Raw genomic sequence first — 17465 nt, 5'->3', positions numbered from 1 at the left:
TAACGGACGAGGCGGCGCCGAATGGGGGCGCCGCCGCAAGACCTCAGAAGCCGAGGCCGGCGTACTTGTTCTTGAACTTGGACACGCGGCCGCCCGTATCGACAAGGCGCTGCGTCCCGCCCGTCCAGGCCGGATGCGAGAGCGGGTCGATCTCGAGCGAGAGCGTGTCGCCCTCCTTGCCCCAGGTGCTCTTCATCTTGACCACGGTGCCGTCCGTCAGGCGGACGTCGATCAGGTGGTAGTCGGGATGGATGCCGGCCTTCACTTCGCGTCCTCCTTGGGCTTGTAGTTCGCCTGCTCCGCGATCCGGGCCGACTTGCCCCGCCGGTCGCGCAGGTAATAGAGCTTGGCGCGCCGCACGCGGCCGCGGCGGACGACCGTGATCGATTCGATGTTGGTCGAATGCAGCGGGAAGACCCGCTCGACGCCCTCTCCGAAGCTGATCTTGCGCACCGTGAACGAGCCCGCGATGCCCTTGCCGTGCTTGCGCGCAATGCACACGCCCTCGAAGTTCTGCACCCGCGAGCGCGTCCCTTCCGTCACCTTGTAGCCGACGCGCACGGTGTCGCCGGCCTTGAAGTCGGGGATCTCCTTCCCCAGCGAGGCGATCTGCTCGGCCTCGAGTTCAGCGATCAGGTCCATCGGACCCTCCCTCAGGTTGCCCGGGGCGGTCCCCCGGAGGTGTGTCGCGGCCCGAGAGCTCTCGGTCTTCCGCCGGACGCCCCCGCCGCGCGAGGTGGGCCCGCCAGAGATCGGGTCGCCGTTCCTGTGTCAGCCGTTCGGCCTCCTCCCTCCGCCAGGCGTCGATCCGCGCGTGATGTCCGGACAGAAGAACCTCCGGGATCGCGCGGCCCTGCCAGACGGGGGGCTTCGTGTACTGCGGGTATTCCAGAAGGCCGGACGAAAAGCTCTCGTCCTCGGCCGAACGGTGATTCCCGAGCACGCGGGGCATAAGCCTTACCGTCGCGTCGATCAAGGCCTGTGCGGCAATCTCGCCCCCCGTCAGGACAAAATCCCCGACCGACACCTCCTCGAGGCCGTAGGCGTCGATCAGACGCTGGTCCACCCCTTCGAAGCGGCCGCAGAAGAGCACGACCCCATCGCGCGCCGCGAGGTCCCGCGCCCGCGCCTGGTCGAAGGGCCGGCCCCGGGGCGACAGCAGGATGCGCGGGGCGTCGCCCCGTACCCGGCCCAGCACATGGTCGAGGGCGCGCGCGCCCACATCGGCGCGCAGCACCATGCCCGCGCCTCCCCCGGCCGGCGTGTCGTCCACGGCGCGATGCCGCCCCTCGCCGAAGGCGCGCAGGTCGGTGACGTCGAGCGACCAGACCCCCTGGGCGAGCGCGCGGCCCGTCAGCGACAGGCCCAGCACGCCGGGAAACGCCTCGGGCAGAAGCGTGATCACATGCGCGGTCCAGGCGCCGGGCCGGATCGTGTCGGCCAGCAGGTCGCGGGGCAGGGCCGAGGGGCGGATGGACTTGCGCCCCAGCGCCCGCCCGCCGGAAGGGAGGGGATCGTCGGTCATCCTCCCTCCCTAGCGGTCCTCTGTGGTCGGGGCCAGCGCCTCAGCGCGCGAGGCCGATGACCCCGAACAGCACCAGCAGGAACAGGACCAGTGCGATGATGGCGAGCCACTTGGCCCCCGTCAGCGCGGCGCCCGACAGGCGGCCGAAGCCCAGAAGGCCCGCCACGGCGGCGACCACGAGAAGGATGAGGATCCAGTCGAGCATGGGGCGTCTCCGTCCTGCGCAGGGGTGGCGCCCCCTCGGGACCCCAACCCCCGCGACGCCCCGTCGGGTCCCCCCGAGGGGGCGTCGCCCCGGCCGGTCCCCGCTCAGGCGGCGGCGCGGGCCTCTCCGATCAGCGTGTCCACATTCGTGATCCGCGCGCCGTAGATCGTGCGCAGGTACTCGAGCGCGGCCTCCTGGTCCACGCCCTCGAAGACGCAGACGGCATCGGTCGGCACATGGGCCCGCAGCCCCCGCAGCATCGCACCATAGCAGGTGTGGCGCACGCAGCAATGCGTGTGCTGGCCGGTCAGTACCACGTCCGTGACGCCGTAGCGCGCGAACACCTCGCCCAGATCGGTGCCGTCGAAGGCGCCGTAGAACCGCTTGGGGCTCACGATCTCGCGCGGGGCGCCCACGGGGGCGAGCGCGTCGATGACCTGCGCGCCCGGCGTGCCGGCCATGGCATGGGGACCCCAGATCGCGATCTCGGGGTCGTCGTGGCGGTGGGCGTCGTTGGAATAGACCACCAGCCAGTCCTCGCGTCCGCGCGCATGGTCGATCAGGCGGCGGATGGCCGGCACGATGCGCGAGGCATGCGCCTCGTTGGCGAGGACGCCGGTGTAGAAGTCGTTGAGCATGTCGATGACGATGAGCGCGTGCATGGCTCGGGCCTCCTGAACTGGGTGGCCCCCCAGAATGCCCCCGGCGCGCGGCGGCTGCAATCCGGGCGCCGCGGCGGTCGTCAGGTCTCGGCGGGCGGGTCGGCGACGATCCGGCCTGCGGCGACGTCCACGACCGGCACCACCGCGCGCGTGAAGGGCAGAAGGAGGGTGCCGCCGCCGGGTCGCGCCACCTCCAGGATGTCGCCCGCCCCGTGGTTCAGCACCGCGCGCACGACCCCGAGCGCCGCCCCACCCGGATCGTGCACCGAAAGGCCGATGAGGTCGGCATGGTAGAACTCGTCCTCGGGGAGCGGGGGCAGGCGGTCGCGGTCGGCGAGCAGCGGGGTGCCCCGCAGCGCCTCGGCCTCCTCGCGCGTGTCCACACCGCCCAGCCGCGCCACCAGCGCGCCGGGGGCGCGGCCGGTCAGGCGCAGGCTGTCGAAGCGCCGCCCGTCGGGCGTGTGGAGCGGCAGATAGGACGCGATCGCCTCGGGTTCGGCGCAGAAGCTCTTGAGCCGCACCTCGCCATGGACGCCGAAGGCGCCCGCCAGGGCGCCGACGACGACCCGCTCCCCGCCGGGCACGGGCCTACTCCGCGGCGGCCTCGGCCGAGCGGGCGGCCTTCTTCTCGGCGCGCTCGCGCGCGGCCTTGCCCGGCTCGCCCTTCTTGGGGTTGGCGCGCTCGCGCCGGGGCATCACGCCCGCGGCCTCCAGAAAGCGCGCCACGCGGTCGGTGGGCTGGGCGCCCTGGCTCAGCCAGTGCTGCACGCGCTCGAGATTCATGCGCACGCGGTCCTCGCTGTCCTTGGGCAGCAGGGGGGCATAGGTGCCCAGCTTCTCGATGAAGCGGCCGTCGCGCGGCGCGCGGCTGTCGGCGGCGACGATCGCGTAGAAGGGGCGCTTCTTGGACCCGCCGCGGGCGAGCCGGATCTTCATGGCCATGAGGTCTCTCCTTGGATTGCCATGGGGACGGCGCGGGGCGCCGTCAGGACTGGTGCTGCTCGTGATGCTTGATGACTTCCTGGATCACGAAGGCCAGGAACTTCTGGGCGAAGGCCGGATCGAGATCCGCCTGTCGGCTCAGCTCGGTCAGGCGCGCGATCTGCTGGGCCTCGCGCGCCGGGTCGGAGGGAGGCAGCCCGTGCGCGGCCTTGAGCCGGCCCACGGCCTGCGTGTGCTTGAACCGCTCGGCCAGCGTGAAGACGAGGATCGCATCCAGCCGGTCGATCGACTCGCGGTGCTCGCGCAGGAGCGCGGCGGCGCGGCTGCTGGGGTCGGGCAGGGCGTCGTGGACGGAATCGGGACGGGTCATCGGCGCTCCTCCGGGCGCGGGTGCCGCCAGACCACGAGGCGCCGCCCCGACGCCTCGGGCGCGGGCGCCCCGGGATCGGGCACGGCCCCCAGCCGCCGCGCCAGCCCCTCGGAGCGGGCGTTGCCTTCGGCGATGTAGCTCACCACCGTGGACCAGCCGAGCGTGCCGTAGGCATGGGCTACGGCCGCGGTGGCCGCCTCGAAGGCCGCCCCCCGGCCTTCCCAGGCCGGATCGAGAATCATCCAGCCCACTTCGGGCTCGGGCCAGTCGGGCGGGGTCCAGGGACCCACCAGCGCCACCGCGCCGTCTTGCCCCTTCGGCACCACGGCCCACATGCCGTAGCCGAAGATCTCCCAATGGCCCAGTTCGGCCGCAAAGGCCCGAAAGGCACGCCCCTCGTGCCCGTGGCTGCCGAAGCCCGCCGCGCGCCCGGACAGCATGAAGGAGCGGAAGGCCGGCCAGTCGCCGGGCGCGGGCCGGCGCAGCAGCAGGCGCTCGGTCTCGATCATCGTGGCCCCCCCGGCCGGTGGTGCCGCATCACCACCTCTCCCGGACCCGAGGGGCGGGCCTGCGGGTCCGCCACCGCTCCCAGCCGCTCGGCCAGCCGGATGGACCGCGCATTGGCCTTGTCGATATAGCTGACAAGGCTCGGCAGGGATGTGGTCGCCCAAGCCCAGTCCAGCGCCGCCCGCGCAGCCTCGAAGGCGATCCCGCGCCCCTCGAAGGGCTCGAGCAGCGCCCAGCCGATCTCCGTCTCGGGGAAGTGGACGGGATGATAGAGCCCGACGATGCCGCAGAAGGCGCCGGTCGCGCGCTCCTCCACCGACCAGGTGCCGACCCCCTCGATGGTCCACAGCCCGAAGCCGGCGGCGAAATCCTCCCACGCAGCGCGCGTGTCGCGGGGGCCGCCCTCGTGGACGGAGCGCGGCGAGGCCCAGAAGGCCGCATAGGGAGGGAAGTCGTCCCGTCGCGGCCCGCGCAGCGTCAGGCGCCCGGTCTGGAGGACAGGGATCATCGGCCTACTTCTTCCGCCCGAAGCCCGACAGGCCCGGCGGCAGCCCGCCCGCGCCCCCGAGCCCGCCCAGGCCCTTGGGCAGCTGCACCCCGCCCGGCAGCTTCGGCATCCCGCCCTGCGCCAGGGCGGCCTGCGCGGCCGCCAGGTCGGCCTCGGTCGGACCACCGCGCCCCGTCAGCCGCGCCACTGCCTGCCGCAGCAGCCCGCCCTTCATGCCGCCCATCTTCTTCATCACGTCGGCCATCTGCCGGTGCTGCTTGAGCAGGCGGTTCAGCTCGGCCACCTCGAGCCCCGCCCCGGCCGCGATGCGCCGCTTGCGGCTGGCCTGGAGGATGTCGGGGTTGGCCCGCTCCTTCTTGGTCATCGAGTTGATGAGCGCGATCTGCCGGCGCACCATCCGATCGTCGAGCCCCGCCTCGGCCGCCTGTCCCTTCATCCTGGCCATGCCGGGCATCATGCCCATCATCGCCTCGACGCCCCCCATCTTCAGCATCTGCTCGAGCTGGAGCTTGAGGTCGTTCATGTTGAACAGCCCCTTCTGGAAGCGCCGGATCATGCGCTCGGCCTGCTCGGCCTCGAACGTCTCCTGCGCCCGCTCGACCAGGGCCACGATGTCGCCCATCCCGAGGATGCGGCCTGCGATCCGCCGCGCGTCGAACGGCTCGAGCGCGTCGAGCTTCTCGCCCAGGCCCACGAAGCGGATGGGCTTGCCCGTCACCGCCCGCATCGACAGGGCCGCACCGCCGCGCCCATCGCCGTCCATCCGCGTCAGCACCACGCCGGTGACGCCGATCCTGGCGTCGAACTCGCGCGCGACCTCAACCGCGACCTGGCCCGTCAGCCCGTCCACGACCAGCAGCGTCTCGCGCGGGCGCACCGCGTCGCGCACCTCGGCCGCCTGGGCGATCAGCGCCTCGTCGATGTGCAGCCGTCCCGCGGTGTCGAGCATCACCACGTCGTAGCCGCCCAGGCGCCCCTGCGTCATCGCGCGCCGGGCGATCGCGACCGGGTCCTCGCCCGGCACGATGGGCAGCGTGTCCACCCCAATCTGCGCCCCGAGGATCGCGAGCTGCTCCATCGCCGCGGGCCGCGAGGTGTCGAGCGAGGCCATGAGCACCCGCTTGCCCTCGCGCTCCTTCAGGCGCTTGGCGATCTTGGCGGTGGTGGTGGTCTTGCCGCCGCCCTGCAGGCCCACCATCAGGATCGGGGCGGGGGGGTTGTCGATCTTCAGCGCCTCGGGCTCGCCCTCGCCCTCGAGGACGCGCACCAGCTCGTCATGGACGATCTTGACGACCTGCTGGCCCGGCGTGACGGATTTCGTGACCTGCTGGCCCGTGGCCTTGCGCTCGACGGCGCGGACGAAGTCGCGCGCGACGGGCAGCGACACGTCCGCCTCGAGCAGGGCGGTGCGCACCTCGCGCAGAGCGGTCTGGACATCCGCCTCGGTCAGCGCGCCCTGACGCGTCAGGCGGTCGAAGACGCCGCCCAGCCGTTCCGACAGGTTCTCGAACATCGGCCCGCTCCCTCCGCGATCCCAAGCGCCGATCGCGCCCGCGGGCGCATCGCGCTGGCGGACGGCGATCCCCCGGCACGGGCAGGGGACCGGAAGGCCCAGGGCTTTCCGGCGACGGGGGGCAGATACGCGACGGGACCGCCTGCGTCAACCCGCGGGGGCGGTCAGGGCGGGGGGATCTCCAGCGCCCGCTGCACGGCCGGCCGCGCCAGGAAGCGGTCCAGATAGGCCGGCACCCGCCGCAGCCCGTCCCAGCCCAGCAGCGGCCTCGCCCCGTAATAGTCGAGCCCGTTCAGCCACGGCCCGATCGCCATGTCGGCTACCGAATACTCGCCCGCCACCCAGTCGCGCCCCTCGAGCCGCGCCTCGAGCACGCCGAGCAGCCGTCGCGCCTCGGCGAGGTAGCGCTCGCGCGGGCGGGGGTCCTCGATCTCGCGGCCCGCGAACTTCACGAAAAAGCCCACCTGCCCGAAGATTGGGCCCACGCCCCCCATCTGCCACATCAGCCATTGCGTGACCTCCCACCGCCCGGCGGGGCCGCGGCCCAGGAAGCGGCCCGTCTTGTCGCCCAGATACAGGAGGATCGCCCCCGACTCGAACAGGCCGAGGGGGTGCCCGCCCGGCCCGTCGGGGTCGATCAGGGCGGGGATCTTGCCGTTGGGGTTCAGCGACAGGAACTCGGGCGACTTCACCTCGTCCTCGGTCAGGGCCACGCGATGCGCCTCGTAGCGCAGGCCCGTCTCCTCCAGCATGGTCGAGACCTTGACCCCGTTGGGCGTGGGAAAGGCGTAGAGCTGGATGGCCGAGGGATCGGCCGGCGGCCAGCGGCGGGTGACGGGAAAGGCGGACAGGTCGGCCATGGCGCATGCCTCCGGGCGGGGATCGCGCGATGGTGTAGCGCGACCCCGGCGGCGCGCCATCGCCCCCTGCGCAGGTCGCCCGTGCCCCACGGGCAGGCCTGCAGATTCCCGTCGCCAAGACGCTGTCCGCACGGCATGGATGAGCGTGTGCCGCCGCGTCAGGCGGCCCGGGGGAGCCGAACCATGATCAGGGAATTCCGCGACTTCATTGCCAAGGGCAACGTGATGGACCTCGCCGTGGGGATCATCATCGGCGCCGCCTTTACCGCGATCGTCAACAGCCTGGTGGCCGACATCATCAACCCGGTCATCGGGCTGATCGTGGGCGGCATCGACTTTTCCAACCTCTACTGGGTGATGTCCGGCAGCGTCCCCGAAGGGGTGGGCCTCCAGACCGCGCGCGATTCGGGGGCCGCCGTGTTCGCCTATGGCGCCTTCATCACCGCCGTCATCAACTTCCTCATCATCGCCTGGGTCGTGTTCCTGCTCGTCAAGGCGGTCAACCGCATCAAGGACGCGGCGCTGAGGGCCGAAGGTCCGGTCCCCGCCGCACCCTCCGGCCCCACGCAGGAGCAGCTTCTGGCCGAGATCCGCGACCTGCTCGCTTCGGATCGCCGCCTGCCGCCGGACACGGTCATGCCCTGAACCCTTGCAGGGCGCCCTCACGCTCCCCACATCGGCATCGGCGGAAATCCGCCGATCAGCCGTGGAGGAGATCATGCATATCCTGCGTCTGGTTTCGGTGATCCTGTTGATCGTCGGCGGCCTCAACTGGGGCCTCGTCGGCCTGTTCGGCTTCAACCTCGTGGGCACCATCTTCGGCGCCGTCCCGCTGCTCGAGCGGCTCGTCTATGTGCTCGTGGGTGCGGCAGCGGTCGTCCTGCTGGTGATGCCGGACACGTGGAAGAGGCATCCCGCGCTGGCATGACGCCGACGATCCGGCCCCTGCGGCGCTCCGCAGGGGCCTTGCCGTTCCGGGCGGCCACGCCCCCCTGACAGAAGGACGCCTGCCGTGACGCCGGACATCCGCAGCATCGAGGACCTGAACCGGCTGATCGAGGACGGCGCGGCCGAGGGGCCGTTCCTCGAATTCAAGAGCGCCGGCGTGCTGGCCAAGGAGAACGACAAGCTGGGTCCCAAGCTCTCGATCGCCGTGACGGCCCTCGCGAATGGCGGAGGCGGCCAGTTCATCATCGGACTGGCGCAGGACAAGGGGTCGTCGAGGCCGATCCGCCTCGATCCGATCATGCAGTCGAAGCAGGACGCCGAATGGCTGAGCCGCCTGCTGGAGACGCGGATCAGGCCGCCCATCCCGGACCTGTCCTTTCGCCAGATCGCGGTGCCGGAGGGCGGCCACGTTCTCGTCATCGCGGTTCCGCAGTCGGAGGCCGGGCCCCATCAGGCCTGCGACGGTCGATACTATGCCCGCCGACAGGCCCAGAACCTGTCGATGGCGCATCACGAGATCGAGGATGTCCGCAACCGCGCCCGCGTCCGGCCCCCGCCGGTCTTTCTTGGTATCCGTATCGACCGGGGAGTCTTCGTGGAACTGGTCGTGGAGAACCGGGGGGAGGAGGTCGTCTCGACGCTCCGGTTCGAGATGCCCGAGCCGATGCGACGCGTCATCCGGTCGGAGGCCCCCGCTCTGACCGAGGGTCTGACCGCGCTCAATCCGGGCGAACGCATGGCCTTCTGCCTCGGGGAGTATCCGACGCTGCACGCAGCGGACGCGCTGAAGATCGACAACGCGGTCGCGGTGACCTTCCGGGACAGCGCCGGCCGCCACCATCGGCGCAGCATCACGGTCAATCTGCTCAACCACGACCGGACGGCGCTCCCCGCCGATCCGCTGGACGACCTGCGCCAGGCGCTCGTGCAGGAGATCAGGTCGCTGAGAACGGAACTGGCTAGGGCGCGCGAGCAGATCGGCAGGCCGCTGCGCCGCCTCGGCGCGCCAACCGGGCTGGCGCTCTCCGATCAGGCCGTGGACGATCTGGCCGCCGCGCTCCGCGGGCTGTCGGCCCGGGCGCGCCGCAATGCGCTCGGTCTGGACCCCGACGCCCTGCGGGAGCTGCTCGACTGCGACATCCAGCAGGCTCACGACCTGTCCAGACATCTCGACCTCGGCCGCCTGCTGGGACCGCGCCCTGTTACGGACCTGCCGGAGGATCTTCTGGCGCGCGCCCGCGCCCGCCTGTTCGTGCCGGGCGAGCCGTTCTGAGACGCCTCAGCCCGCCACGGCCTTCTCCGCCTCCGTCAGCGGCAGGCCCAGCGCCTCGGCCACGGCCGGGTGCGTGATCGCCCCCGCATGGACGTTCAGACCCGCCCGCAGGTGCGGGTCCTCCGCGCAGGCGCGCCGCCAGCCCTTGTCGGCGAGCGCGAGCAGGAAGGGCAGGGTGGCGTTGCCGAGCCCCTGGGTCGAGGTGCGCGGCACCGCGCCCGGCATGTTGGCCACGCAGTAATGCATGATCCCGTCCACCTCGTAGATCGGGTCCTCGTGCGTGGTCGGGCGCGAGGTCTCGAAGCAGCCGCCCTGGTCGATGGCCACATCCACCAGCACCGCGCCCGGCGGCATCAGGCCCAGCTGCGCGCGCGTGATGAGCTTGGGCGCCGCCGCGCCGGGGATCAGCACCGCCCCGATCACCAGATCCGCCTCCGGCAGCAGGTCGGCGATGGCCGAGGCGGTGGAATACTGCGTCGTCAGCCGCCCCATGAACACGTCGTCCAGATAGCTCAGCCGCGGCAGCGAGCGGTCGAGCACCGTGACATGGGCCCCCATCCCCGCGGCCACCCGGGCGGCCGCCGTGCCGACCACGCCGCCGCCGATCACCAGGACGCGCGCGGGCCGCACGCCGGGGATGCCGCCCAGCAGCACGCCCCGCCCCCCGTTGGCCTTCTGCAGCGTCCAGGCCCCGACCTGCGGCGCGAGCCGCCCGGCCACCTCGGACATGGGCGCGAGCAGCGGCAGCCCGCCGCGCGCATCCGTCACCGTCTCGTAGGCGATGCAGGTCGCCCCCGACGCCATCAGGTCGCGCGCCTGGTCCGGGTCGGGCGCGAGGTGGAGATAGGTGAACAGGACCTGCCCCTCGCGCAGCCGCGCCCGCTCGGGCGCCTGGGGCTCCTTGACCTTCACGATCAGGTCCGCCGTCTGCCACACCTCGTCTACCGGGACGATCCGCGCCCCGGCCGCCTCGTAGGCCGCGTCGTCAAAGCCCGCGCCCAGTCCCGCGCCGCGCTCCACCACGACCTCGTGGCCATGCGCCACCGCCTCGCGCGCCGCGCCGGGCGTCAGGCCCACGCGGAACTCCTGCGGCTTGATCTCCTTGGGACAGCCGATCCGCATGCGCTCCTCCCTCCACCTGCGGGTGCATCCTGCCTCGCCGCCCGTGCAAGGTCGTCGCAAACTCCGCCTTGATTGCCGGGGCTGGGCCGCAGATCATCCCGCCGCAACACCCCCGCACCGCAGGAGATTGCGCAGCCCATGGCCGTGACCCTCGACAGCATCGACCGCCGCATCCTCGAGACGCTCCAGCGCCAGGGCCGCCTGTCCAACCAGGATCTCAGCGACCGGGTCGGCCTGTCGCCCTCGGCCTGCCACCGCCGCGTCCACCGCCTCGAGTCCGAGGGGTTCATCCGCGGCTATGTCGCCCTTCTGGACCCCCGCCGTCTGGGCCGCACCACCACCGTCTTTGTCGAGATCACGCTCCAGGGTCAGGCCGAGGAGATCCTCGACGCCTTCGAGCGCGCGGTCGCCCGCATCCCCGAGGTGCTCGAATGCCACCTCATGGCGGGCACGGCCGACTACCTGCTCAAGGTCGTGGCCGAGGACACGGAGGACTTCGCCCGCATCCACCGCCGCGCGCTCGCCACGCTGCCCCATGTGCGCGGCATGCAGTCGAGCTTCGCGCTGCGCACCGTGCGCCAGACCACCGCCCTGCCGGTCTGAGCGGCCCGGCTCCCGCTCGCATTGCCGCGACGACGCCCATGCGGACGCTCGACGCAGGGGGCGGGCCCGTCTAGCCTGCACCCCGCCACCTGCCGGGATGCCCGATGATCCGATCCGCCCTGTTGCTTCTTCTCGCCCTGGCTGTTCCGGCCGGGGCCGCCGCAGGCCCGATCGTCCAGACGGTGGACGGCCTCGTGGAGGGCGTGGCGGCCGGCGGGGTCGAATCGTTTCTCGGCCTGCCCTATGCGGCCCCCCCCGTGGGCGAGCGGCGCTGGCGCGGGCCCCAGCCGCCCGAGCCCTGGGACGACGTGCGCCCCGCCGCCGCCTATGGCCCCGACTGCATGCAGCAGCCCGACCCCTCCGATGTCGCGCCGCCCGGCGTCGCGCCGTCGGAGGACTGCCTCTATCTCAACCTCTGGCGGCCCGAAGGGGCCCGGGGCCTGCCCGTGCTCGTCTGGATCCACGGCGGCGCCTATGTGAACGGCGGTGCCTCGCCCGGCCTCTACGACGGCACCGCGCTGGCGCGCGAGGGGCTCGTCGTGGTCAGCTTCAACTACCGGTTGGGCCGATTCGGCTTCTTCGCCCATCCCGCCCTCCTGGCCGAGGGCGAGACCGGCAACTTCGCCTATCAGGACATGGTCGCGGCGCTGCGCTGGGTGCGCGACAACGCGGCCGCCTTCGGCGGCGATCCCGAATCGGTCACGCTGATGGGCCAGTCGGCGGGGGGCGACGCGGTCATGCACCTCATCACCTCGCCCCGGGCCGAGGGCCTGTTCGACCGCGCCATCGTCATGTCCGGCGACGGGCGCGACCACGTCCTCGGGGGATTGCCGCTCGAGGCGCCCGAGGGCGAGGATTCGGCCATCGCCAAGGGCCTGGCCTTCGCGCGCGCGGTGGGCGTCGCGGGCGACGGGCCCGCAGCGCTTGCCGCCCTGCGCCGCCTGCCCCCCGAGAAGGTCGTGGGCGGGCTGTCGATGACCGCGCTCGCCACCCGGCCGGACCTGGCCGCGACCCATGCGATGGGAGCCATCGTGGACGGGCTGCACGTGCTCGGCTCGCCGGGCGAGCGCCTGCTGTCGGGCGAGGTCGCCCCGGTGCCGCTGCTGATCGGCTCGACCACGGGCGATCTGCCCGCCGACCCGCCGCGGACCCCGGACCCGCTCGCCGTGTTCGGCGAGGCGCGCCCGGAAGCCGAGCGTCTCTACGGATCGGAGGCCGGCGCGGACCTCGTCCGCAGCATCGGCACCGATCGCGGCATGCACGAACCCGCCCGCTTCGCCGCGCGCACCATGCATGCCCTCGGCGGGCCGGCCTGGCTCTACCGCTGGGGCTATGTCCCCGAGGCGCTGCGCGACGAATGGACCGCCGCGCCTCATGCCAGCGACCTGCCGTTCCTGTTCGGCACGCTCGAGACCCGGTTTCCCGGCCTCGTGACCGAGACCGACCGGGCCATGGGACAGGTGATGCGCGGCTTCTGGGCGAACTTCGCCCGCACCGGCGATCCGAACGGCGAGGGTCTGCCCCTCTGGCGTCCCGCCGAGGAAACCGGCGACGAGATCATGTTCTTCGCGCCGGACGGCTATGTGGGGATGGTGCCGGACCCGCTTGCCCCCCGGCTCGACCTCGTCGAGGGCAGCCTCGGCCCCTGATGCCCCCCCCCGCGGCATCCCCCGTGGCCCCCGCGCCACGGTCAAGGCGTTGCGCGTCCGGGGCGCGGTGCGTGCGGTGGGGCAGGGATTCGTTAACCTTTCCGCTTCAGTCTGACCGCACCAGGCCCCAGCCCCGATCCGATCCCGATGCCCCTTTTCGCCTCAATCCAGTGCCACCACCCGTTCGTGCCGCAGCAGGAACGGCGCCAGCAGGCCGCCCGTGTCCGACAGCGGCAGAAGCGTCTCGGGCAGGGCAAAGCCCAGCGTGTCGCGCATCAGCACGCTCCGCGCCCGGATCCGGGCCGAGAGGTCGGGCCGGTCGCGGTCCAGCTCGGCGCGCAGACCCTCGTCGGCGATCACGTAGCCGTCCTCGAGCCGGGTGGAGCCGTGCACCGGATGGGTGGGGATCACGTCCATCTGCACCGCCATGCCCGACCGCAGCGGGACGGCCGAATCCGGCGCGATCGGCGAGGACAGCCATTCGTCCAGCCCGATCAGGTGGCCCGGATTGAGCGTGACGCCGAACGGATCGTCGGGCAGCAGGGTCCGCATCCGGGCCCAGACCTCGCCGCCCGTGACTCCGGGGCGCATCAGCGCGCACCATTCGGACATCGCCGCCGCATAGGGCAGCACAAAGGTCTCCAGCGTGTCCCGCGCCGCCTCGGGCAGGTCGTCCTCGTCCCCGGCGACCCAACCCGCCCGGCACAGGTTGGCCCCCCAATGCGCGATGTTGACGCTGAGCGGCACCCCGCGCCGCAGGATCTCGCCCGAGGGCGAGGACAGCCCCTGCCAGGCGCGCGACCCGGTGGCCAGGGTGACATGGCACGACAGGGGCAGCCCGCCGATCCCGGCCGCCTCCACGGCCTCGAAGTCGGTGATCCCCTCGCGGAGCGCGCCCAGCAGCCGGCGCAGCGCGCGCGCGGCCATGGCATTAGCGAACTCCATCCGGGCGATCTCGGCCGCCCCGACCGTGGCCCGCAGCCCCGTGGCGGGGTCCATGAACAGGCGCGTGGCGTCGCGCACCGCCCCCGCGCGCTCGCGCAGCGGAGCGAGCAGGAAATCGGGCACCGCATGGCCCCCGCCCTCCTCCTGCTCCAGCCATTTCCACCCGGCCACACCCAGCGCCGCACCGGCCGGCAGCGCCAGCGCCACCGCCTCGCCGATCCGCAGGCCCCCGTCGCGCGGCTGCGAGGGCAGCGACAGGGACGGAACGTGATGCAGCCGCACCGCGCCGGCCTGCACCAGCGGCGACAGGCCGGCATAGGGCAGGCATTCGTTGCCGACCAGAAGATGGGCCTCGGCCGGGGTGACGATCAGCAGCGCCTCCTCGAAGCGCGGATCGAATCCCGTGGTCCAGTGGAGATTGGCGGCATGCTCGCGGTCACCATAGACCGCAAGCGCGCCGAGCCCGTCCTCCTCCATCCGGTCGCGCAGCGCCCCGAGCCGCGCCTGCAGCTCGCCCTGCGAGAGCGGGGGCGGGCAGGCCGGCCGGCCGTGATCCGGCCAGCGCATCTCGATCAGGCGCGACATGGTCGGTCCCTCCCCGGCACGCAGGCTGCCCCGCCCGGGGCAGGGCTGTCCAGCCGCCTTCGGCTTGCGACGCCGGGCGGGCCGGCCTATATGGACCCCGAGGGATCGGTGCGGGCAGGCGCATCGCCAACCCGGTCAGGTCCGGAAGGAAGCAGCCGCAACGATTTCCGCCTGGGTCGTGTCCGGTCCCTCACCTGCCGTCCCCGCCGCCCGTCCAGGACCCCCGATGGCCTGTCCCGCCTTCCGAGCCGGTCCGCCCGGACGCACCGCTCCGGCGGGCGGGACACGGACGGCCGCCGCGTGACGGAACCGGACGATCTGGCGGCGCTGGGCTGGTCGCCCGTCTTTGCCGACCAGCGCTCCGCCGCCGAGACCGGGCTCGAGCCTGCCCGCGTGGCCGAGATCCACCGGGACCGGCTCGTGGTCCTGCCCGGGCCCCGGCCGCTGGCCGCGCCGGCCGGCACCGGCGCCTTCGCCGTCGGCGACTGGCTGCTGCACGACGGCACCCGTGCGCTGCGCCGCCTCGCCCCCCGGACCGAGATCGTCCGCCGCGCCGCCGGTGCCGAGGCCGCGCGCCAGGTGGTGGCCGCCAACGTGGACACGCTCGCGCTGGTGTCCTCCTGCAACGCCGAGTTCAACCCCGCGCGGATCGAGCGGATGCTGGCGCTGGCCCTGCAGGCCGGTTGCGCGCCGGTCCTCGTGCTCACCCGCGCCGACCAGGCCGATCCGGCCCCCTTTCTCGACCGGCTCGCCGCGCTGGCGCCGGGCTGTCCGGCGCTCGCGCTGGATGCGCGCGATCCCGACCAGGTCCGGCCGCTCTGCCGCTTCGCGGGACCGGGGCAGACGCTGGCCCTTCTGGGCTCGTCCGGCGTGGGCAAGACGACGCTGCGCAACGCCCTGACGGGCGAGGCGGCCGCCACCGCTGCCATCCGGGCCGCGGACGCCCGCGGGCGGCACACGACGACCGTCCGGACGCTGCGCCCGGCCCTTGCGGGGGGCTGGGTGATCGACATGCCGGGCATGCGCGAGTTCGGCCTGCTGGACGCGGCCGAGGGCCTGCGCCTGCTCTTTGCCGATGTCGAGGCGCTGGCACGGTCCTGCCGCTTCCGCGACTGCGCCCACGGGTCGGAGCCGGGCTGCGCCGTCCGCCCGGCCGTGGAGGAGGGCCGACTCGATCCCGTCCGTCTGGAGCGCTGGCGCAAGCTGGCCGAGGAGGAGCGCAGCAGCACGCGGGCCGCGCGGAGCCGGGCCGCCCGCTCCGGCCGCAGGCCGCGCCCGCTCCCCTCGGACCCAGAGGAGGAGGAGGAGGAGGGATGAGCCGGACCGTCCCGCCTCCGGGCGCCGCGCCGTTGAACCCTGTGGGCGGCGCGCCTAGTCTGGGCCGTCCCCCCGCCCTTCCGGAGGCGCCCTTGCCCGACGACGACGCCCCCGCCCTCCTGCCCGATCCGCCCCCGGAAGCCTCCCCCTACCGCGTGCTGGCGCGCAAGTACCGGCCCCAGACCTTCGCCGATCTCGTCGGGCAGGAGGCGATGGTGCGTGTGCTGCGCAACGCCTTTGCCGCGGGGCGGATCGCGCAGGCCTTCGTGCTCACCGGCATCCGCGGGACCGGCAAGACCACCACCGCGCGCATCATCGCCAAGGGTCTCAACTGCATCGGGCCCGACGGACGGGGCGGGCCCACGGTCGAGCCCTGCGGGGTCTGCGACCATTGCCGCGACATCGCCGCCGGGCGGCACATCGACGTGCTCGAGATCGACGCCGCCTCCCATACGGGGGTGCAGAACGTCCGCGACCTCATCATCGAGACGGTCGCCTATGCGCCGGCCCGCGCCCGCTTCAAGGTGTTCATCATCGACGAGGTGCACATGCTCAGCACCTCGGCCTTCAACGCGCTCCTTAAGACGCTGGAGGAGCCGCCCCCCCATGTGAAGTTCGTCTTTGCCACCACCGAGATCCGCAAGGTCCCCGTCACCGTCCTGTCGCGCTGCCAGCGCTTCGACCTGCGCCGGATCGAGCCTGCGGCGATGGTGGCGCTGCTGGGTCGCATCGCGGCGGCCGAGGGTGTCGCGGTGGAGGAGGGAGCGCTCGCGCTGATCGCCCGCGCCTCCGAGGGCTCGGCCCGCGACGCGACCTCGCTGCTCGACCAGGCGATCGCGGGGGGCGGGCCCGTCTCGGCCGGGCAGGTGCGCGCCATGCTGGGGCTGGCCGACCGGGGTCGCGTGCTGGACCTGCTCGGGCTCGTCCTGCGGGGGGATGCCGCCGGCGCCCTGGCCGAGTTCGCCGCCCAGCACGATTCGGGGGCCGAGCCGGATGCGGTGCTGCGCGACCTCGCCGAAGCCGTCCACTGGCTCTCCGTGCTCAAGGTCGCGCCCGACATGATCCGGGACCCCTCCCTGTCCCCCGACGAGCGCGAACGCGGCCTCGGCCTGGCCGGAAGCGTCCCCGTGCGGGTCCTCGCGCGGCTCTGGCAGATGCTGCTCAAGGTCCTCGAGGAGACGGGCCATGCTCCCGACGCCCGGATGGCGGCCGAGATGGGCCTGATCCGGCTGACCCATGTGGCCGACCTGCCCGCGCCCGACGATCTGGTCCGGCGGCTCGCGGGTCTGCCGGCCGAGCCGGGGACGGGCTCTGCGGGTGCGGGACCGGACCGCCGGGAGGCCCCGGCCGCACCGCCCGCCGTCACGGCCCCGGTGCGGCTGTCCGACCCGTCCGGAGGCGGGCCGGGCGCGGCGGAGCGGGGCGGGGGGGCAGGCGGTGCGGCGGCGCTTCCCGCTTCCGCTCCCCATCCGCTCGACCGGTTCGCGCGCTTCGAGGACGTCCTGGCGCTGATCCGCGAACGGCGCGACCTGCGGCTGCTGCTCGACGTGGAAGCGGGGGTCCGCCTGGCGGCCTATCGTCCCGGCCGGATCGAGTTCGAGCCCGCTCCGGGCACACCGCCCGACCTGGCCCAGCGTCTGGCGCGGGCGCTGGGGGAGTGGACGGGCGCGCGCTGGGCCGTCTCCGTGGTCACCTCGGGGGGCGCGCCCGCACTGGCCGAGGCGCGCGCGGCGGTGGCGCGCGATCTGGAGGCGCAGGCGCTTGCGCATCCGCTGGTGCAGGCGGCGCTCAGGGCCTTTCCCGAAGCGCGCCTCAGATCGGTGCAGAGCCGGGCCGAGGCGGAGGAGGAGGCGCGCCGCACCGCACTGCCCGAGGCGGGCGAGGACGCCCCGGAGGAGTGGGACCCGCTCGAGGACTGATCCCTGCGGGCT

21 protein-coding genes and 1 other RNA gene are annotated in these 17465 nt (G+C 73.2%); 8 read left to right on the top strand and 14 right to left on the bottom strand.

What is annotated here, in order from left to right; genetic code table 11:
* Window positions 1-43: 43 nt before the first annotated feature.
* From rpmE to GT358_RS14110, 12 genes are all read right to left on the bottom strand, one after another.
* Window positions 44-265, bottom strand: coding sequence for a 50S ribosomal protein L31 (gene rpmE / locus GT358_RS14165; protein ID WP_166583284.1), 222 nt, complete (start codon window positions 263-265; stop codon window positions 44-46).
* A complete protein-coding gene (gene rplS / locus GT358_RS14160) occupies window positions 262-642 on the bottom strand; it encodes a 50S ribosomal protein L19 (protein ID WP_166583283.1) in 381 nt (126 codons plus the stop codon). The genes rpmE and rplS overlap by 4 nt, the downstream gene beginning before the upstream one ends.
* Entirely contained in the window at window positions 626-1525 is a 900-nt protein-coding gene (gene trmD, locus GT358_RS14155) for a tRNA (guanosine(37)-N1)-methyltransferase TrmD (RefSeq protein WP_166583282.1), read from the bottom strand. Before trmD ends, rplS begins: the two co-directional genes overlap by 17 nt.
* 40 nt (window positions 1526-1565) lie before the next feature.
* Window positions 1566-1730: a DUF1328 family protein gene (locus GT358_RS14150; protein ID WP_166583281.1), complete on the bottom strand. Its 165-nt coding sequence runs from the start codon at window positions 1728-1730 to the stop codon at window positions 1566-1568.
* Window positions 1731-1834: 104 nt separating this feature from the next.
* A complete protein-coding gene (locus GT358_RS14145) occupies window positions 1835-2392 on the bottom strand; it encodes a cysteine hydrolase family protein (RefSeq protein WP_166583280.1) in 558 nt (185 codons plus the stop codon).
* Between the two features lie 80 nt (window positions 2393-2472).
* Window positions 2473-2976 carry a ribosome maturation factor RimM gene (gene rimM / locus GT358_RS14140; protein WP_166583279.1) on the bottom strand — a complete coding sequence of 168 codons (504 nt, stop codon included), beginning with the start codon at window positions 2974-2976 and terminating at the stop codon, window positions 2473-2475.
* Window positions 2977-2980: 4 nt separating this feature from the next.
* Window positions 2981-3334: a 30S ribosomal protein S16 gene (gene rpsP, locus GT358_RS14135; RefSeq protein ID WP_166583278.1), complete on the bottom strand. Its 354-nt coding sequence runs from the start codon at window positions 3332-3334 to the stop codon at window positions 2981-2983.
* Between the two features lie 43 nt (window positions 3335-3377).
* The gene (locus GT358_RS14130; protein WP_166583277.1) at window positions 3378-3704 is read right to left on the bottom strand and encodes a chorismate mutase; all 327 of its coding nucleotides are present in this window, start codon (window positions 3702-3704) and stop codon (window positions 3378-3380) included.
* Entirely contained in the window at window positions 3701-4213 is a 513-nt protein-coding gene (locus GT358_RS14125) for a GNAT family N-acetyltransferase (RefSeq protein ID WP_166583276.1), read from the bottom strand. Before GT358_RS14125 ends, GT358_RS14130 begins: the two co-directional genes overlap by 4 nt.
* On the bottom strand, window positions 4210-4719 hold the full coding sequence (locus GT358_RS14120; protein WP_166583275.1) for a GNAT family N-acetyltransferase: 510 nt from the start codon (window positions 4717-4719) through the stop codon (window positions 4210-4212). Before GT358_RS14120 ends, GT358_RS14125 begins: the two co-directional genes overlap by 4 nt.
* Window positions 4720-4723: 4 nt before the next feature.
* Window positions 4724-6232: a signal recognition particle protein gene (ffh, locus tag GT358_RS14115; protein WP_166583274.1), complete on the bottom strand. Its 1509-nt coding sequence runs from the start codon at window positions 6230-6232 to the stop codon at window positions 4724-4726.
* 164 nt (window positions 6233-6396) lie between these two features.
* Window positions 6397-7092, bottom strand: coding sequence for a glutathione S-transferase family protein (locus GT358_RS14110; RefSeq protein WP_166583273.1), 696 nt, complete (start codon window positions 7090-7092; stop codon window positions 6397-6399).
* Between the two features lie 183 nt (window positions 7093-7275).
* On the opposite strand from GT358_RS14110, the gene mscL reads away from it, so the two are divergent.
* From mscL to GT358_RS14095, 3 genes are all read left to right on the top strand, one after another.
* Window positions 7276-7737 carry a large conductance mechanosensitive channel protein MscL gene (mscL, locus tag GT358_RS14105; RefSeq protein ID WP_166583272.1) on the top strand — a complete coding sequence of 154 codons (462 nt, stop codon included), beginning with the start codon at window positions 7276-7278 and terminating at the stop codon, window positions 7735-7737.
* Between the two features lie 73 nt (window positions 7738-7810).
* Window positions 7811-8020, top strand: a complete 210-nt coding sequence (locus GT358_RS14100; protein WP_166583271.1) for a DUF378 domain-containing protein — start codon at window positions 7811-7813, stop codon at window positions 8018-8020.
* An 84-nt stretch (window positions 8021-8104) separates the two neighbouring features.
* On the top strand, window positions 8105-9313 hold the full coding sequence (locus tag GT358_RS14095) for an ATP-binding protein (protein WP_166583270.1): 1209 nt from the start codon (window positions 8105-8107) through the stop codon (window positions 9311-9313).
* Window positions 9314-9319: 6 nt separating this feature from the next.
* Here the strand turns inward: GT358_RS14095 and ald are convergent, their stop codons facing one another.
* Window positions 9320-10435, bottom strand: a complete 1116-nt coding sequence (gene ald / locus GT358_RS14090) for an alanine dehydrogenase (RefSeq protein ID WP_166583269.1) — start codon at window positions 10433-10435, stop codon at window positions 9320-9322.
* 144 nt (window positions 10436-10579) lie between these two features.
* Between ald and GT358_RS14085 the strand changes: the two genes are divergently transcribed.
* Together GT358_RS14085 and GT358_RS14080 are read left to right on the top strand one after the other, a co-directional pair.
* Window positions 10580-11038 (top strand): Lrp/AsnC family transcriptional regulator, encoded by a 459-nt coding sequence (locus GT358_RS14085; RefSeq protein WP_166583311.1) that lies wholly within the window; start codon window positions 10580-10582, stop codon window positions 11036-11038.
* 104 nt (window positions 11039-11142) lie between these two features.
* Window positions 11143-12687, top strand: coding sequence for a carboxylesterase/lipase family protein (locus tag GT358_RS14080; protein WP_166583268.1), 1545 nt, complete (start codon window positions 11143-11145; stop codon window positions 12685-12687).
* Between the two features lie 162 nt (window positions 12688-12849).
* Here the strand turns inward: GT358_RS14080 and GT358_RS14075 are convergent, their stop codons facing one another.
* Window positions 12850-14217 carry a Xaa-Pro peptidase family protein gene (locus tag GT358_RS14075; RefSeq protein WP_166583267.1) on the bottom strand — a complete coding sequence of 456 codons (1368 nt, stop codon included), beginning with the start codon at window positions 14215-14217 and terminating at the stop codon, window positions 12850-12852.
* A 98-nt stretch (window positions 14218-14315) separates the two neighbouring features.
* Here GT358_RS14075 and ffs point away from each other — a divergent pair.
* From ffs to GT358_RS14060, 3 genes are all read left to right on the top strand, one after another.
* An RNA gene (gene ffs / locus GT358_RS14070) (signal recognition particle sRNA small type) lies at window positions 14316-14413 on the top strand.
* A gap of 104 nt (window positions 14414-14517) precedes the next feature.
* Window positions 14518-15534: a ribosome small subunit-dependent GTPase A gene (gene rsgA / locus GT358_RS14065; protein WP_166583266.1), complete on the top strand. Its 1017-nt coding sequence runs from the start codon at window positions 14518-14520 to the stop codon at window positions 15532-15534.
* Window positions 15531-17453 (top strand): DNA polymerase III subunit gamma/tau, encoded by a 1923-nt coding sequence (locus tag GT358_RS14060; protein ID WP_166583265.1) that lies wholly within the window; start codon window positions 15531-15533, stop codon window positions 17451-17453. Before rsgA ends, GT358_RS14060 begins: the two co-directional genes overlap by 4 nt.
* Window positions 17454-17465 lie beyond the last annotated feature (12 nt).

Source organism: Rubellimicrobium sp. CFH 75288, from assembly GCF_009904055.1.
Lineage (GTDB): Bacteria > Pseudomonadota > Alphaproteobacteria > Rhodobacterales > Rhodobacteraceae > Rubellimicrobium.
The sequence above is the reverse complement of the archived record's forward strand: the minus strand, read 5'-3'. Positions and strand labels throughout refer to the sequence as shown.

What these genes read in the sequence shown, in the direction of transcription:
- rplS (WP_166583283.1), bottom strand. Translation starts at nt 642, where the DNA reads ATGGACCTGATCGCTGAACTCGAGGCCGAGCAGATCGCCTCGCTGGGG.
- trmD (WP_166583282.1), bottom strand. Translation starts at nt 1,525, where the DNA reads ATGACCGACGATCCCCTCCCTTCCGGCGGGCGGGCGCTGGGGCGCAAG.
- GT358_RS14150 (WP_166583281.1), bottom strand. Translation starts at nt 1,730, where the DNA reads ATGCTCGACTGGATCCTCATCCTTCTCGTGGTCGCCGCCGTGGCGGGC.
- GT358_RS14145 (WP_166583280.1), bottom strand. Translation starts at nt 2,392, where the DNA reads ATGCACGCGCTCATCGTCATCGACATGCTCAACGACTTCTACACCGGC.
- rpsP (WP_166583278.1), bottom strand. Translation starts at nt 3,334, where the DNA reads ATGGCCATGAAGATCCGGCTCGCCCGCGGCGGGTCCAAGAAGCGCCCC.
- GT358_RS14130 (WP_166583277.1), bottom strand. Translation starts at nt 3,704, where the DNA reads ATGACCCGTCCCGATTCCGTCCACGACGCCCTGCCCGACCCCAGCAGC.
- GT358_RS14125 (WP_166583276.1), bottom strand. Translation starts at nt 4,213, where the DNA reads ATGATCGAGACCGAGCGCCTGCTGCTGCGCCGGCCCGCGCCCGGCGAC.
- GT358_RS14120 (WP_166583275.1), bottom strand. Translation starts at nt 4,719, where the DNA reads ATGATCCCTGTCCTCCAGACCGGGCGCCTGACGCTGCGCGGGCCGCGA.
- ffh (WP_166583274.1), bottom strand. Translation starts at nt 6,232, where the DNA reads ATGTTCGAGAACCTGTCGGAACGGCTGGGCGGCGTCTTCGACCGCCTG.
- GT358_RS14110 (WP_166583273.1), bottom strand. Translation starts at nt 7,092, where the DNA reads ATGGCCGACCTGTCCGCCTTTCCCGTCACCCGCCGCTGGCCGCCGGCC.
- mscL (WP_166583272.1), top strand. Translation starts at nt 7,276, where the DNA reads ATGATCAGGGAATTCCGCGACTTCATTGCCAAGGGCAACGTGATGGAC.
- GT358_RS14100 (WP_166583271.1), top strand. Translation starts at nt 7,811, where the DNA reads ATGCATATCCTGCGTCTGGTTTCGGTGATCCTGTTGATCGTCGGCGGC.
- ald (WP_166583269.1), bottom strand. Translation starts at nt 10,435, where the DNA reads ATGCGGATCGGCTGTCCCAAGGAGATCAAGCCGCAGGAGTTCCGCGTG.
- GT358_RS14080 (WP_166583268.1), top strand. Translation starts at nt 11,143, where the DNA reads ATGATCCGATCCGCCCTGTTGCTTCTTCTCGCCCTGGCTGTTCCGGCC.
- GT358_RS14075 (WP_166583267.1), bottom strand. Translation starts at nt 14,217, where the DNA reads ATGTCGCGCCTGATCGAGATGCGCTGGCCGGATCACGGCCGGCCGGCC.
- GT358_RS14060 (WP_166583265.1), top strand. Translation starts at nt 15,531, where the DNA reads ATGAGCCGGACCGTCCCGCCTCCGGGCGCCGCGCCGTTGAACCCTGTG.